At 31.2% G+C, this 17,088-nt stretch carries 11 protein-coding genes; 6 read left to right on the top strand and 5 right to left on the bottom strand.

The features are described 5' to 3' along the window. Positions 1–109 precede the first annotated feature (109 nt). Positions 110–3,097 (top strand): CheR family methyltransferase, encoded by a 2,988-nt coding sequence (locus tag ACEN2K_RS12170; protein ID WP_441759601.1) that lies wholly within the window; start codon positions 110–112, stop codon positions 3,095–3,097. After that, complete coding sequence (locus ACEN2K_RS12165; protein ID WP_441759600.1) at positions 3,087–4,808, top strand: PAS domain-containing sensor histidine kinase; 1,722 nt, start codon at positions 3,087–3,089, stop codon at positions 4,806–4,808. The genes ACEN2K_RS12170 and ACEN2K_RS12165 overlap by 11 nt, the downstream gene beginning before the upstream one ends. A 27-nt stretch (positions 4,809–4,835) precedes the next feature. Here ACEN2K_RS12165 and ACEN2K_RS12160 read toward each other — a convergent pair whose 3' ends face one another. After that, positions 4,836–5,246: a hypothetical protein gene (locus tag ACEN2K_RS12160; protein WP_441759599.1), complete on the bottom strand. Its 411-nt coding sequence runs from the start codon at positions 5,244–5,246 to the stop codon at positions 4,836–4,838. A gap of 218 nt (positions 5,247–5,464) precedes the next feature. Between ACEN2K_RS12160 and ACEN2K_RS12155 the strand changes: the two genes are divergently transcribed. Next, positions 5,465–6,133 (top strand): BON domain-containing protein, encoded by a 669-nt coding sequence (locus tag ACEN2K_RS12155; protein ID WP_441759598.1) that lies wholly within the window; start codon positions 5,465–5,467, stop codon positions 6,131–6,133. A 213-nt stretch (positions 6,134–6,346) separates the two neighbouring features. Here the strand turns inward: ACEN2K_RS12155 and ACEN2K_RS12150 are convergent, their stop codons facing one another. Together ACEN2K_RS12150 and ACEN2K_RS12145 are read right to left on the bottom strand one after the other, a co-directional pair. Next, complete coding sequence (locus ACEN2K_RS12150; RefSeq protein WP_441759597.1) at positions 6,347–7,423, bottom strand: response regulator; 1,077 nt, start codon at positions 7,421–7,423, stop codon at positions 6,347–6,349. 581 nt (positions 7,424–8,004) lie between these two features. Next, entirely contained in the window at positions 8,005–9,957 is a 1,953-nt protein-coding gene (locus ACEN2K_RS12145; protein ID WP_441759596.1) for an erythromycin esterase family protein, read from the bottom strand. A gap of 362 nt (positions 9,958–10,319) precedes the next feature. Between ACEN2K_RS12145 and ACEN2K_RS12140 the strand changes: the two genes are divergently transcribed. After that, positions 10,320–12,644 carry a glycosyltransferase gene (locus ACEN2K_RS12140; RefSeq protein WP_441759595.1) on the top strand — a complete coding sequence of 775 codons (2,325 nt, stop codon included), beginning with the start codon at positions 10,320–10,322 and terminating at the stop codon, positions 12,642–12,644. A gap of 188 nt (positions 12,645–12,832) precedes the next feature. Here the strand turns inward: ACEN2K_RS12140 and ACEN2K_RS12135 are convergent, their stop codons facing one another. Next, complete coding sequence (locus ACEN2K_RS12135) at positions 12,833–13,303, bottom strand: Hsp20/alpha crystallin family protein (RefSeq protein ID WP_441759594.1); 471 nt, start codon at positions 13,301–13,303, stop codon at positions 12,833–12,835. A 252-nt stretch (positions 13,304–13,555) separates the two neighbouring features. Further along, positions 13,556–14,956 (bottom strand): tRNA uridine-5-carboxymethylaminomethyl(34) synthesis GTPase MnmE, encoded by a 1,401-nt coding sequence (gene mnmE, locus ACEN2K_RS12130; protein ID WP_441759593.1) that lies wholly within the window; start codon positions 14,954–14,956, stop codon positions 13,556–13,558. A 170-nt stretch (positions 14,957–15,126) separates the two neighbouring features. On the opposite strand from mnmE, the gene ACEN2K_RS12125 reads away from it, so the two are divergent. Continuing rightward, positions 15,127–15,960, top strand: a complete 834-nt coding sequence (locus ACEN2K_RS12125; protein WP_441759592.1) for a universal stress protein — start codon at positions 15,127–15,129, stop codon at positions 15,958–15,960. Between the two features lie 140 nt (positions 15,961–16,100). Beyond that, positions 16,101–16,937, top strand: a complete 837-nt coding sequence (locus tag ACEN2K_RS12120; RefSeq protein WP_441759591.1) for a universal stress protein — start codon at positions 16,101–16,103, stop codon at positions 16,935–16,937. Positions 16,938–17,088 lie beyond the last annotated feature (151 nt).

Raw genomic sequence — 17,088 nt, 5'->3', positions numbered from 1 at the left:
TTTTTTAATTCTTACAACAGAATATTAATAAAACCGCACTATTAAATTTTCGATTAGTTATCTTTGTTATGTAATTATATAAAAATTTTAACAAAATAAACCATTTTCTATGGTCCAAAAAAAAGCATCAGTAGGACAAAATTTAGAAAAAAATAAACTTTCTAATACAAACAAGGAAAAATTCACTAGTAAGGATACTTTTCATATTGTGGGTATGGGAGCATCTGCAGGAGGTTTAGAGGCTTTAAAGGATTTTTTTTCTGCTGCATCAAAGGATATGGGGATGGCTTTTGTAATAGTACAACACCTTGATCCAACCCATAAAAGCTTAATGGTCCAACTTTTAAAAAGCCATACCGAAATGCCTGTTTCGGAAGTTGAAGATCTTACAAAAGTGGAGCCAAATCATGTATATGTTATACCTCCAAATAAAGATATGGCCATATTCAAAGGGATTCTACATTTGATCGAGCCCGTACAAGCAAGAGGATTTAGAAAACCAATCGACTTTTTTTTTAAAACATTAGCAGCTGACCAAACTGAAAGAGCTATTGGTATTATATTATCTGGAACAGGAACTGAAGGAGCTGCTGGTCTAAAAGAAATAAAAGATATGGGAGGCTTATCTATTGTGCAAGATCCTGAAAATGCTAAATATGATGGTATGCCAAGAAATGCTATAGCTGCTGGTGCTGATGATTTTGTACTTACAGTTCGTAAAATGCCAGAAGCCTTACTAAAATATGCAACAAACCGGACATTTAAATCAGGTAGTAAAACAGACTTGGATTCTAACTTAAATCAGTTATTATCAAAGATATTTATATTATTACGCAACGAGACGGGTTGTAATTTTGGTGATTATAAAAATAGTACAGTAATCAGACGAATAGAAAAGCGCATGGCACTAAATCAAATAGAAAAGTTAGAAGACTATTTGAAATACGTGCAGAAAAATAAAGAAGAACTTAAAAAATTATTTAATGAGCTTCTTATTGGTGTCACTAGCTTTTTTAGGGATAAAGATGCTTATACTGCAGTTGAAGAAACAATTGTTGGACAAATAATTGCGAATAAGACGGAAGGAGATACCATTCGAATCTGGGTTGCTGGATGCTCTACAGGAGAGGAAGCTTATTCCCTCGCTATTCTTTTTGATGAAGCTATCAAAAAACAAGAAAAATCATTAAAGCTACAAATTTTTGCTTCTGATATGGATAATCGCGCTATAACAATAGCCAGGCAGGGGCTTTACCCAGAAACAATTTTTAGTGATGTAACTCCAGAACGATTAAAAAAATATTTTCAGCATGAGGATGCAACGTATAGGATTAATAAAGAAATACGCGATAAAGTAATATTTTCAGAACATAATTTAATCAAGGATCCGCCATTTTCTAAACTAGATATGGTAAGTTGTAGAAACCTTCTAATCTACTTAAATATTGAAGCCCAGAAAAAAGTTTTCGCTATTTTCCACTATGCTCTTAATCCTGATGGGGTCTTATTTTTAGGCAGCTCAGAATCATTAGGTGATTATGCAAATATGTTTGAAGTTATAAATAGAAAACATAAGCTCTTTAAACATAAGTTAGTAAAGAAAGGAGAAGTTCCAGATATAGGACATCTCTTCACAGAGCCTTCGAGTAGTAAAAAGTTGAGTTCTTTTCCTATGCCAAAACGAGATAAAATGGATAACCTTGCTAACATTACTGAGCAATTACTTCTTGATAATTATGCGCCAGCTTGTGCTATCATTAATGAAAGTGGAGATGCTATTTATTTTACTGGTAATACTGGAAAATATTTACAACCGTCACCAGGAGAAGCAAGACTAAATATTGTAGATATGGCAAGGGAGGGCCTCAAAACAGATTTACGTTCGATAATTTCTAAAATTAGAAAAAGTAACACAAAAGAAATACGCACAAATATTTCCGTGAAAACTAATGGTCATCAACAGTTGATAGATTTATCGATTATTCCTATGAAACATTTGCTACCACAAGAAGATTACTTCATGTTGACTTTTGTAGATAGAGGCGATACTTCTTCAAATTCTGTTACTGATATAGAAACTATACAACTAAATGATGTTTCCGAAATGCAGGCCTTAGAGCAGGAGTTAATAGCAACTAAAGAATATTTGAGATTCACAATTGAACAATTAGAAATATCTAATGAGGAGTTAAAAGCATCTAATGAAGAATTGCAATCAAGTAACGAAGAATTACAAAGCACAAATGAAGAGCTAGAAACATCTAAAGAAGAACTACAAAGTGTCAATGAAGAAATTATCACCGTCAATACTGAATTACAAAACAAGATTGATGAGCTGGCATTGGCTTACGATGACATGAATAATTTACTGGCAAGTACAGAGATTGGAACTATATTCTTAGACATCGATTTAAAAATAAAACGTTTTACACCCTCAATTTCTAAAATTTTTAATTTAATCCAGACAGATGTAGGCAGACCGTTACAACACTTAACTTCTAATTTAGTTTCGAATAATATCATTGAAGATGCTAAGAAAGTTTTGGAAAAACTATCTCCATTTCAATCTGCTGTGAGAAGTACTGATGAAAAATGGTATCAGATGCAAATTATGCCCTACCGCACTTCTTCAAATGTGATTGAAGGTGTTGTTATTACTTTTGTTGATATTACAAAAGAAAAATCGTTAGCGTTAGAACTGCATGATATAAAAGAGAACTACGAGTATCTCTTAGAACTCACTTTGACTAGTGTATACACTCAAGATTTAAAGCTAATTTATACAAGTCTATTCAGTAAAGACGCTAATTTTAATTCAAATTTGATTCTGGGTAAAACCGATAGCGGTCTTTTTAATGAAGAAGATGCTATCAAATTAGAAGCAATTAAAAAGAAAGTCATAAAAACTAAAAAACCGTATAGAGATTCTATTTTTTTATATACCAATGGTTTGTCCCGCTTCTATGATATAACAGTAAGACCAATAATTGCTGATTCAAAAGTTTTAGGAATAGCTGGTACTTTCACTGATTTAACAGAGCTTAATCCAACGGAGAAGCAAACAGAAGTAACAAACGAGAAAATAAATGAATCCTAAAAAATCAAAATATGATCGTTTAAGGGAGCGTGCAGAGAAGAAACTTATCGATACTTTAGCAGAAGTAGAGGGGGTTTCTTTGGATGAAGCAAAAACATTATTACATGAATTAGAGGTTCATCAAATTGAGTTGGAGATGCAAAATGAAGAATTGCGTGAATCCCAGCATAGATTAGAGGAAGTAAAAGATCAGTATACAGATTTGTTTGATTTCGCACCAGTTGGTTATATAATTCTAGATAAAAATGGAATCATTGTCAATATAAACCTCACCGTTTGTGATTTAATAGGTGTAGAACGTAGCTTTATAAAAGGAAAACCTTTGTCCAAATACTTGAAAAGTACTGATGCTCCTATTTTATTTATAAAGCTTCAAGAAGCTTTTCATCTAGGTAGGCTAGAGTTATTTGAAATTCAAGTGCAACGAGAAGACAAATCTTTATTTACTGCAGCGCTTCAGGGTATTGTAACAATGAATAAAGAACATACTGATTTTTTATGTAGAATGTCGTTTCAAGATGTCACTACAGTTAGGGTGGCTGAGGAGTTATTATTGCAACATAAAGCATTGCAAGTTCAAAAAGAAATAATACAAGAATATTTAAAACAAGCACCTATTGTATATGTCTTACTAGACACCAATAATCAGGTGCAAATGATTAATAAAAAAGGTTGTACAGTAATTGGAACAGATGAATCATACATTATTGGAAAGGAATGGTTTAAAAATTTTTACTTAGAACTAGATTCTAGTGACTTTAAATATTTAAACATTGATGGAAATGGTAAAGAGTCTATTTCTCCAAATTTTGAAAGTAAATTAAAAAATTTTAAAAATCAGGAAATAATATTGTATTGGACTAATGTTACTTTACAAGATGACAAAGGGCAACATATAGGGACCTTAATGGCTGGTGAAGATATAACCGACAGAAAGGAAATGGATCTGCGTAAAGAACAATACACCCAAGACCTTGAAGATATTGTAGAACAAAGAACCAAGAAATTAACTGAAGCGCTGCATAATGAAAAGATGGTTAACGAGATGAAAACTGCATTTGTATCTATGGCTTCCCATGAATTTCGTACGCCGCTTACTAGTGTGTTATCTTCAGCTATATTAATAGAAAAATATTTCCATTTAAAAGATTTTGATAAACAGCCGCGACATATTGAGCGTATTAAATCTTCAGTACATCAATTAACCTCAATTCTAGAAGATTTTCTTTCCATGGATAAATTGGAAAGAGGTATTATTACTACCACAAAGGAGCAGTTTGATTTGAAAAAATTTACTGAGGAAATAATCGAAGAACTGCATTGGTCATTAAAAAAAAATCAATCGATAACTTTAAATTTTAAAGGTGAAACTTTAGTGGTTTTAGATCGAAAAATTGTGCGTAATATATTTTTGAATTTAATAACTAATGCCATTAAATATTCAAATGATAGAATTATAATAACAATTCAGGTAAAGGATATGGTTATTCATATCGATATAATTGACCACGGAATTGGAATCCCTGAAGAAGAACAGAAATTTTTATTCACTAAGTTTTTTAGAGCAAAGAATGCTATAAATATTCAAGGCACAGGTCTAGGGTTAAGTATAGTTAAACATTATATCGACTTGCTTCAGGGAGATATCTCCTTTGTCAGCGCACTAGGAAAAGGTACAAAATTTTCACTTTCATTTCCACAGGATAAGTAGTTGAAAAACAAACTAAATCTAGTTACTTTACTTAGTTTTTTTGACAGCACTAAATACAGTAAGTTTAAAAGTATTGAATTCGTTTGCAAATGCTCCCATAAGGGACTGAAGCCTACGGTGTTTTTCTCGATATTCGGCCTCTCCAATGCTTTTTTTACCTTTTAGAATTCCTGAAAGTAATTTTTCATGTGCAATTATATCCATTTCAATATAATGAAAAAGTTGTTTATGAATGCTTTGTAAATCATCAAACATTTTTTTAAACTCTATTGAACGCTCCTCTTTTGACTGTTTTTCTTTCAATAAATTATCAAAGAATTTAATTTCATCTTTCCAGAAAGCAATGGTATCTATCCATACTTGACTTTCGAAATGCAAAACATGCAAAGCTGCTTCTAGAAGATAAGATGATTTTGGGTTTAAGGATTCATTTCTCATAATTATGCTTTTTAATTGTACTTGTTATTTCACAATTTGAGGCTCAGTGTTCACAAAGTTGTTTTTTTTATTGAGAAACAAAATGATCATTATCATTAAAACGATCAATAAATGTAGTATTAAAAAAAGCTTGTAACTGATGAGGGTCATTCCGTAAGTATCATGACTAATCTAAATTTGTAACAATATAATAATTGTTCAACTTAAATTAAAATGTTATGAAAACGGATGTAGAAGTAAGGGATGATGTATTAGCTGAATTAGCTTGGCAACCTAATATTGACGAAACTCAAATTGGAGTGATTGTCGAAGATGGAGTTGTTACTCTAAATGGAGTGGTTAATGATTATTCTAAAAAATTAGCTGCTGAGAAAGCCGCTAAAAGTGTAGTAGGAGTAAGGGCAGTTGCACTTGATATTGATGTAAAGTATGGGGAAGAGTATAAAAAAACCGATAAAGAAATAGCTAAAGCAGTGGTCTCAGCTTTTGAATGGAAAGCTTCAGTACCTGAAAATGACATCACTGTCAAAGTCGAAAATGGTTGGGTTTATCTTTCAGGAGAAGTGCAATGGTCTTATCAAAAAGAATCTGCCAAAAATGCTGTGGAAAATTTAGTAGGAGTGAAAGGGGTAGTCAATTCGATTTCTTTAAAAAACAGAATTCAGCCATCAGAAGTCAAAAGTAGAATTCAAAATGCGTTTCATAGAATGGCGACATTAGATGCAAATAACATCATACTAGAAACGCATGACCATACGGTGACTTTGCGCGGTAAGGTTCATTCTATAAAAGAGAAAGAAGATGCTGAAACAGCAGCCTATAACGCACCGGGTGTTTATGATGTAAAAAATGACCTGACTGTGGAGTATTATACAGAATTTGTTTAGCAGAAAATAAAGTTGATTTTTACCGTAATAGCCCTGATTTATCACTGAAATCAAGGCTATTACAATTTGGTGTACCTCATAGTATTATTTATCATATTGTTGGGGTAAACCTATATTAGTACTTATTGTATTAAATAAAAAAATAATTTTTCTGATTCAAATAGTGAACCATAATAGGTTTGAAGTGGACTATAGTTGTTCCTATTACATTACTTACCTTACAAAAGTGGCTAGATTATTTAAGCGGTTCTTATCTTTAAGAATAATTTTTCTTTGGAAATCAATACTTATAATACCTTCTTTTTTAAATTGAGTGAGCATTCTTATCGCTGTTTCAGTTGCCGTACCTATTATGCCTGCAAAATCGTCTCTAGCGATATCTATTCCAAAACTGTCCTCGTCTATTAATATGCCTCTATCATTTAAATCTAGTAAGGCTTTAGCGGTACGTTGTCGCACACTATTGAATGCCATATTTGTTAATTTTTGTTGAAGTTCAATTAAATTATTAGAAACTAATTTTAAAAATTTATTGGAGACTGTTTTGTTTTCATAAAGCAACTTAATAAAATTAATTTTTGGTACTTCAAAAATTTGTGCTTGATTAAGAATCACTGCTGATTCAATATATTTGCCCTTATCTGAGAGTAACGATAATTGTCCTATATAATCTCCAGGACCATAAAGTCCAGTAATAAATTCTTTTCCATCTGCAGTTGTTACAAAGGTTTTAACACTTCCTTGTTGAACACGGAATAGATTATGTGCAGCGGATCCTTCTGTAAAAAGAACTTCCTTCTTTTTATAATTATTGATAGTCAAATCCTGAGTTAAAGAGTCTAAATTTACATATTGTGAAGCTTCATCTATAATTTTATTAAATTCAGAAATTTTAGTTGAAAACTCTTTTTTTAAATTTTGATGTTTATCTAAGCGCGATTTAATGCTAATTAAAAGATCATCCTCTTCAAATGGCTTTGTTAAATAATCGTCCGCTCCTAAATTCATCCCTTTTCTTAAATCTGATTTTTCTGATTTTGAACTTAAAAAAACAAACGGGATACTAGCGGTTTTAGGACAGTTAGTTAGTTCTTGTAAAACAGAAAATCCATCGCAAACAGGCATCATTATGTCGCACAAAATTAGATCTGGTTTTTCTTTTCTGGCTTTATCAATTCCTATATAACCATTTTCGGCAGTAATAACTGCATAATTAGCCAAACCCAAAATTTCTGCGGTATTTTCTCTGACCATTTCATTATCTTCAATTACTAATATTAATTTTTTCATAATGCTGGTTGTTATAATTCATAAAATTATTCGGCAATACTTATTATTATATCAGTTGAAATACTTTCTTTTTTAATACAAAAAGGACAATTAGACAATGTTGTTTCTGTTATTGAATTCGATGAATATTTTTGACATAAGAATAAATCTACGCAACAAATTTAATGTAAAGTACTGTTATACAATGTGATAATTATCATATTTGCTTAAATTGTATTTATATAGTCTCTTTTTTTAGCCTTTTTAATACAAAATAAAAGATATCGCTAACAATGATTTTTTGGGTATAGTGTATTATGAAATTGGAGCAGATTTATTGGGTTATTACAAGCAAAATTATTTTACTATTTTTGATTTTAGATAGTAGGTAAAGTGCGATTTACTGCAATTTCTAACAGATAATAATGAGTTTTATAGGGTATAGAAGTAGCTTAAAAACTAGCAGTAACGATACAATTATCTAGGTCATTAGTGATGCATAATAACTTTATAAAATATATTTATAAAACATTGAAAAGAGAAAAGAGCATCTAATGAGTTAGTAAGGAAAAAGATGACTGTATATTTATTTATTTATTTATTTATTTATTGAATTTAGGTATAAGGCAGTTTAAGGTAAGTTTGTCAGTCAAACCTTTATTATTAATTGTAGGAGTAATCGCTTGCGTAGTATTATAATAGATATATTCATCATACTGCATGGGAAGTATGGATTTTGAGTAATTTCTAATCGCTTCTTTTTTAGGACTGTAAAGTACCCCAATAGACCTTTGCAGTTTAGGCACTGCTAACAATTCCAGTAATTCATCATCCGCATTTTGTGCTCTCAAAGGTAACGTGAAATTACTAATCTTTGTTTTATGGCAAAGTGATTCAAAGCTATTATCAAGGCTCTCCTGTAAAGAAAAAATTTTCATCTTAGCTCCCCAATTACTTGAAGCAGCAAGAGTCCCTTTGTGTGTCCCAAACCCGATATGGTAAGAATTATCCCCGTATTGTTCTTTACAAAGATGACCTAAATTTATTTCACCATTCGCATAGACTTCTGTAGCAAATGCATTACCTACATCAGCGTTATGGCCCCATATGATAGCTTTAGAATCACTGCCAGAATAAGATAATAACGATTGTAAGGTATGAAACATATGGAGACTTCTTAAATTCCAAGATTCTGCACTACTAAATCGCATTGCTTGGTAATGACGATCAGCATTGATTACTACATTAGCGTTTTGATAAGCATTAATAAAGGAGTGACAATGATTTAATCCATTATCTTTCTTTAGTAAATCCAGTAGAATCTTAAGAACTTCATGATCGTAGCAAGCCAAATTATTAGTGCCTTTATTATCTTTATTATAGGTCTTTTTAGAAAAGTTTTCAATTACTTTTGTGTATCTTTTTTTGGCCAGTTGACCCAGAAGAGGGTCAATTTCTTGTAAATATTTAACTACCAACTTAATCGACTCTTCGTAGCCATAAAGATCTAGTCCATAGATGCCTACACTATTATTATGTTGTTTATTATACAATTTTAACCAGTCAAGAAAACTATTAATCTCTTCATTTTTCCAACACCAATGAGGAAATCGGGATAGGGGTGAAGTGTTTTTGGCATTTAGTTTGTTTTGAATTCTTTTGTTTGTATGTTCTGTATCAGACCAATTGTTATCGGTACAAATGATATTGAATCCTTTCTGCTCAATTAGCGCTTTTGTGATATTTTGGCGGGTTAAATAAAATTCTGCCGTACCATGAGAGGCTGCACCTATCAATACCACTCTAGCATTTCCAATTCTTTCTAATAATCCATCAATTGGATATTCATTTGTGTTTTTAAACGGTATAGAATTAATACCTATTTCATCGATGATTTCTCGAGGGCTGTATGCTTCCCTTCCTAATTTTGGAAGTGTTTTAGGCTTAGGTATAAAGTAACAATCTCTTAAGGCACTTACATTATAATCTGTACTTGAATTTCTCGTTACGATCTCCAAAATAAGGTGCGTCCAGTCCGGGCCAACAGGAGCTATTAATTTAGCCCCAATTTGAAGTTGGTTTTTTAATTTTTCTGTCAGATTATTGAATTCAGGTGCAATTAAGATAGCATTAAAGGGTCCTTTTTCATTCCAACCAACAATAGGATTACCATTTTTAATATCGACATTAGAAATGCTCATTGTTTTTAGCACTTCAAGCGAGCTGCTTATACAATTGTCTTGTGGTTCGATACTGTATACATTTTTATATATTTTTGAAAGAACTATTAGAATATAAATTGATTCTACACCTACTAACAGAATCTTTTCCTCTGACTTTATTTGTAATTGCTCTAGCATTTTTGCAATTACAATTACTCTAGGTTCTGCATGATCAAATGAATTTGTAATATCACTCTTTTCATAGAAATAGGGGTTGACGGTTTCAGCAAATGAGAAGGCTTTTGGTATATTTTGAAAGGCATCAAGTAGCAATAAGTTGTTGATTCCCTTAGCTACTAATTGTCGTTTTATACTTAGCTTATTCCTTTGCATTTCTCATTTATTTGGATTGTTATGAAAATTCGTTTGACTGTAATATCAAAACATATCCAAAAATATTACAGCTATTTCATTTATAGAATGACTTAGGTCATTGTGATTCGTTTTGGCAAAAATTAATTTTAACAAATGCTTCAGAATCTTAGAAGCATGAATATAAAATAATTTTAGATTGGAATAATTTCTAAGCAGTATGGAAAAATAATATCTATAAAATTTTGAAGTGCTAAGCTATTTGGAAATTAATTTAAAGATAAGGAATGATTATAACCGATGATAAGTCAGTTCCTACTATTAATTACAATGCCATCTTTTGAAGAATGATAAAATTTTAATAATCAGTAAAAGGAATAGTTATGCCAAATGCAGTTCGATCCAAAATAGTATTTTTATCAACATTTCCGCCTACAGAGTGCGGCATTGCCACTTTCACCAAAGACTTAATTGCAGCTTTATCCAATGGTTTTGGTGAGAGTATTGAACCACTGTTATGTAATTTAACTACAAAACCAGCATCAGCAAATGTTGATTTCGTGTTAAATCCCCATCTAAAGGAAGATTATATAAAAGTAGCGCAGGAAATTAATAAAGATAGTTTGATAAAGTTAGTCCATATCCAGCATGAGTTTGGTCTATATGGAGGAAAGTATGGGGCTTATCTTTTAGCATTTTTAGCCACCATTCGTAAACCTGTTACAATCACTTTTCACAGTGTAATTCCTCAACCTGATGTAGCGTTAAAAAGATTTGTAGAACAACTGACTTCCTATGCTACTTCAGTGATTGTCATGACTAATAAATCTCGAGACACCTTGGTGACCAATTATTCCATTACTAAAAATAAAATTATTTGCATTCCTCATGGAACCCATATCGTTGACTTTGTAGAACCAGCAGAAATTAAGCAAAAATTTAATTTAGAAAACCGTATTGTATTGTCAACATTTGGTCTTCTAGGACCAGGAAAGTGTATTGAAACGGCTTTAAAAGCGCTACCAGATATTATTCTTCATAACCCTAATGTAGTATATCTGATCATTGGTAAAACACATCCAAACCTTATAATAGATCAAAAGGATGATTATAGGGATTTTCTCGAGAGTTTAGTCGATAAATATCAGTTAAATGATCATGTAATTTTTATAGATAATTATTTAGAAAACAAGGAACTTCTTAGTTATTTACAGGCAACTGATATTTATTTGTTTACTTCTAAAGACCCCAATCAAGCAGTTAGTGGCACTTTTACGTATGCGCTGAGCTGTGGTTGTCCAATTGTTGCTAGTTCAATAGCACATACTCGAGAAATATTAACAAAAGATACCGGAATATTATACGATATTGAACAATCAGACCAACTAGCAAAGGCAGTTAAAAAAATAATGTCAGACGATGAACTGCGTAAAAACATGGCATTAAATGCATACAAAAAAACTAGAGAATCTTCTTGGGAAAATGTGGCAGTAAAACACTTGTATGCATATCAAAAAATCATAGATGAATTAAATAGAATTCAGTATAACATACCACCTATAAATTTAAATTATATAAAAAAAATCACCAATTCAGTGGGAGTTATTCATAGCTGTAAAGTAACTAAGCCTGATAAAATTTCTGGCTATACGTTAGAAGATAATGCTCGCGCTTTAATTGCAGCAGGAATGCATTACAACCTTAATAGAGAGGAGATTGATTTAGATTATCTGTGTACTTATTTGCATTTTTTAGAACGATGCCAAAAAGATTCTGGAAAATTTAGAAATTATGTAAATGAACACTTTGATGAATCATTCCATTTGTCTCACTTAGATTGGGAAGAATCAAATGCTCATGCTGTTTGGGCGCTAGGTTATATTATTTCATTAAAAAGCATTTTACCTCATTCGATTATTAAAAAAGCCACCTTATGCATACAAAAATGCTTTATTTGGATTAATAAATTGGAAAAACCAAGAGCGATAGGATTTGCAATTAAAGGTCTGTATTTATATCATTTGGGCACTCAGGAAAAACATGTGATTTCAACAGGAGAGACCCTGGCTAATAAAATGCTATTGGAATATGAACGTAATATATTAAAAAATTGGAAGTGGTTTGAAAACTATATGAGTTATGCAAATAGTATTCTTCCAGAATCTATTTTATATATATACCTATTAACTAAGAATGTAAGATACAAAAATATCGCTGAGAGCTCATTTAAATTTTTGTTATCCAAGGTATTTGTCAATGGAAAGTTAAAATCTTTATCAAAAGAAAGCGTCGAAAATAAAAAGAACATTACTACGGAAATAAAAGATCAGCCCATCGCTATTTCCTATGTGATTCAAACACTTAATACTTTTTATAGAGGTTTAAAAAAAGAGGAGTATAAGATAAAAATAGAATCAAGTTTTAGTTGGTACTTAGGTAGAAATCATTTGAACCAAATTATTTATAATCCCGTGACAGGTGGTTGTTACGATGGATTAGAAAAATCTCAAATTAATCTCAATCAAGGCGCTGCATCATCAGTAAGTTATCTCATCGCACGGTTAGAATTAGAGGAAAACAATCGAGCCAATGTAGTAGCTGCAAATAACAATCAACAATTATATTGTGAAGCTAAGGCAAATGCAAGCCCAGACCAACTGCTGCATTTTAAAAGAGCATCCTTTAAAAAACTCATTTATAGAGAGTAAAAAAAATAAAGACATCATTATTCTTTCTAAGTATTATATTAGGATTGTACTAAAGATAGTTCTTAAAAACAATTAGTCTAGTTTGAATGAAGTAAAAAAAATACCCTTTAATCAAAAAGCAGCAGTAAAAGAGTTGCTTTTTGATCTAAAGGGTATTAACTGAAGAACTTGGATTATCCTAGGTTCTATCATGAGATTTTTATTTGCTTAGCTTTAAGTTTTTTACTTTCTTCTTTTTTAATAAGATCAAAATTTAAGATACCATCTTGGTAAGTCGCTTTAATATCTTCTTCTTTTATATTTTCAGGTAATTTTAATGATCTAGAAAAAGAGTTGTAATTGAATTCCTTTCTAGTATAATTCTCATCTTTATCTTCTTTATTCTCCGTTTTTTCGGCAGATATATTCAGGAAACCATTATCAATATTTACTTCAAAGTCCTTTTTAGCAAATCCTGGTGCCGCAAGTTCAATTTTAAACTTACTATCTTCTTCTTTAATATTCAAAGCAGGCTCACTTAAGCGGACATTCCAGAAGTCTTCTATTAGTGGAGATCCATTCCATAATTGATTTTCAAAGAAATCATTAAGATCAAAAAGATTTTGAGCCATAAGACTTTCAAGAGGTCTTCTTCTTTCGTTAAATTTTACTAGTGACATAATTTAATAATTAAGGTTAAACAATTTTTATTTCACTAAATTATGATAATTAAGCAGTTAAGTAAATGACCTACGTCATCTCGACTAAAAACAAAACATATAAAAACTGTTGTAAGAATAACGGCATTACTCTTATTAATCTCAATTAAATTAGATTTGTCCCTAGTATTAGAAGTTTCATATTGAAACAACACTAGAAACAATTACTAAAATAAAAATATTATTATTGCTGATTTTTGATGTTTTGTTGTGCTACTTACCAATACAGAAATTAGCAAAAATATTCCCCAACAATTCATCATTAGTAACCTGTCCCGTAATCATTCCAAAATGATATAAGGCTTCGCGTATATCAAGTGCCATTAGATCACTAGAAAGGTTTGTTTCCAGCCCGTATTTTACTTTAGTTACTTCCTCTAAAGCTTTAAGTAAAGAGTCATAATGTCTTGTATTAGTTACAATAGTTTCATTATTACGTAATGCCCCTGTATTAACAAAAGAAAGCAATTGATTTTTAAGTTCGTCAACACCGATATTTTGTTTAGCACTTAGAAAAATTAGTTTAATGTTTAAGGTTTCAAGTTCTAGGCGAATAGTTGAAATTTCATGATCGGTCAATAAATCAAGTTTGTTGATTACAACAACCAAAGGTTTTAAAGGAAACTGATTTTTTATTTTTTCTATTTCGATGATGTATTCTGAACTTTGAACTTTAAACTTTAAGCTATCAAACAAATACAAAACGACTTGCGCTTGATCGATTTTTTCGAATGTTTTCTTTATACCAATACTTTCTACAACATCTTGAGTTTCTCTAATTCCAGCAGTATCAATAAAGCGGAAACCAATACCACCAATGGTTAATTCATCTTCAATAGTATCACGTGTTGTACCTGCAATCTCAGATACAATAGCACGTTCTTCGTTCAATAAAGCATTTAATAGTGTCGATTTCCCAACATTTGGTTCCCCTACAATGGCTACAGGAATTCCGTTTTTTATGACGTTACCTACAGCAAAGGAATCGATAAGGCGTTTCAGTACAAATTCGATACGGTTTAATAGTTCATGAAACTGCGTACGATCTGCAAATTCGACATCTTCTTCTGCAAAGTCTAATTCAAGTTCGATTAAGGAAGCGAAGTTCAATAATTCCTCACGTAGCTTAGCAATTTCGTTAGAGAAACCACCTCGCATTTGTTGCATTGCAATTTGGTGTGACGCTTCATTATCAGACGAAATTAAATCAGCCACAGCTTCTGCTTGCGATAAATCTAGTTTTCCGTTTAGAAAGGCTCTCAAAGTGAATTCACCGGCATTGGCCATACGGCAACCTTTTCGAAGCAATAACTGTATGATTTGCTGCTGAATGTATGTAGAACCATGACAAGAGATTTCAATTGTGTTTTCTCCTGTATAAGAATTAGGTCCTTTGAAAATAGAGACCAAAACTTCGTCCAGCGTCTTATTATCGTCTACAATATGACCAAGATGTAAAGTATGTGTCTTTTGTTTAAGTAAATCTTTGTTTTTAATGGACTTGAAAACACTATTCCCAATAGTGATGGCCTCATTTCCAGAGACGCGTATCACAGCAATAGCTCCAGCTCCTGAAGGCGTAGCTAACGCTACTATAGAATCGTTGTTCAACATATATTTTTATTCTTAGTTGCAAAGGTAGTAAATCTTAGGAAGTATCCGTTTTTTTAAAGTAATGCCTGCAGTTCCATTAAATAATATTTAAATAACTGATAGTTACTATTTTATATTGTAACTTTAAGGTGTAATTAGCTCTCTATTAATCTTTTAAACCAAAAAATATAATGAAACGCATTTTATTTCCAACAGATTTTTCAGAAATTGCTACTCACGCTTATATTCATGCACTTGAATTTGCTAATGTAATGGATGCTGAACTAGTCATTTTACATTCGTATGAGTTACTGGCATTTGATGAAGACTTTTTTCATGAAAATTATTCGATGATTTATGATGCAGTTACTTTAATGGAATTTGACAAGTTTAAAGACGAACTGCCTAAAATGCATAAACTGGCACAGGCTCTTAACAGAGATCAAATTAAAATGACACATCGATTAATGGAAGGTAATCTCTTAACCAATGTTAGAAAGGCAATTGTTGAAGATCAAATCGATTATGTAGTAATGGGAACTTCAGGATTAACAGGTTGGGATTCTTTTTTTGCAGGTTCTAATTCGGGTTCCGTTATTTTAAAAATCAAAGTTCCTATGGTGTGTGTACCATTAAGTGCAAAATACAGACCTATAATAAATATTGGTTTTACAACAAGATTTCGTGATAAAGACAAACAACCACTTGCTGCAGTTCTTGAAATTGCAAAGAAATTGAATGCAAAAGTGAAATGTCTTTATGTAAAAACGAGTACTTCAGATGTCTCTTTTGAAACTATTGAAAAATGGAAAAAAGAATACAGTAATGAACCTGTAGTCTTTTATGTGGTACTTAGTGATGCTATAAAAGATACAGTAATGGATTTTGTTTCTACAAAAAACATTGATATTCTTACGATGCTGACCTATAAAAGAGGCTTTTTTGAAGGTTTATTTGTGCCAAGCTATGGTAAGAAAGAAGATTCTGAGTTACAGATACCAATACTGGCCATTCATAGTGATTAAAATTTTCAAGTTTATAATAGCACTGTAATCGTTAGAGAATTTAATAATGTAATTTGTATAACCTCCTGATAATTATCATATAAATACCCGCATTTTAGGTTTAAATTTGATAATTGAATCACTTAAAAACGCTAAATAAGATGAAACGTATTCTATTTCCAACTGATTTTTCTGAAACGGCTACTAATGCCTTTGTTCATGCCTTAGAATTTGCAAAAATGGTTCAAGGAGAATTGATTTTATTACACACCTTTGAATTACCCGTGTTTGATAATCAGTTTTTTCCAGAAAATTATATGGTAATATATGAATCACTAGAATTATCTCAATTTGATATGTTTAAGGAAGAAATTCCAAAACTCCGTACTATAGCTGAAGAACGAGGTTTAAGTAAAATTAAAATGACGCATCGCTTAATGGATGGAGGCTTACTTTATAATATTGAAAAATCAATTAAAGAAGATAAAATTGACTATGTCGTTATGGGAACTGAAGGGGCTACCGGCTGGTCAGCAATTTTCTCTGGAACAAACACAGGAAATGTATTGACGGATATTGATGTTCCTTTATTGAGTATTCCTTCAGAAGCCATTTATAATAAAATTCAAAATATAGGGTTTACCACCCGATTTAGACCAAAAGACAAAAAAGTTTTAAAAGAAGTTTTAGAAATTACAAAACTTGCCGAAGCAAATTTAAAGTGTTTGTATGTAAAGACAAGTAAATCTGATGTGACTAAAGAAACCATTAAAAAATGGGAAGAAGAGTTTGCTAATGAGCCAATTGAATTTTTTGTAATTACTAGTGATGAAGTAAAAGAGACAATTCTTGACTTCATATTATATAAAGAAATAGATGTATTAACGATGTTAACCTATAAAAGAGGCTTCTTTGAAGGAATAATACATCCGAGTTTAACAAAGAAATTTGCAAACAGTTTTGAAATACCAATTCTGTCCATACACATCAAGCCTTAATTTAAGGATTGATCGATTTTATTTTATTCATATTGTACCTTATTGCATTATAAATAATATAAAATGTTTTTTTGAGTCAGCAAAAGCAGTTAGAAACATAACGTTACTAGCTGCTTTTCTTTTGCTTAATTAGTACTGTTTTGTTATTGAT

The organism is Flavobacterium sp. W21_SRS_FM3 (assembly GCF_052113625.1).
Taxonomy (GTDB): Bacteria; Bacteroidota; Bacteroidia; order Flavobacteriales; family Flavobacteriaceae; genus Flavobacterium.
The sequence above is the reverse complement of the archived record's forward strand: the minus strand, read 5'-3'. Positions and strand labels throughout refer to the sequence as shown.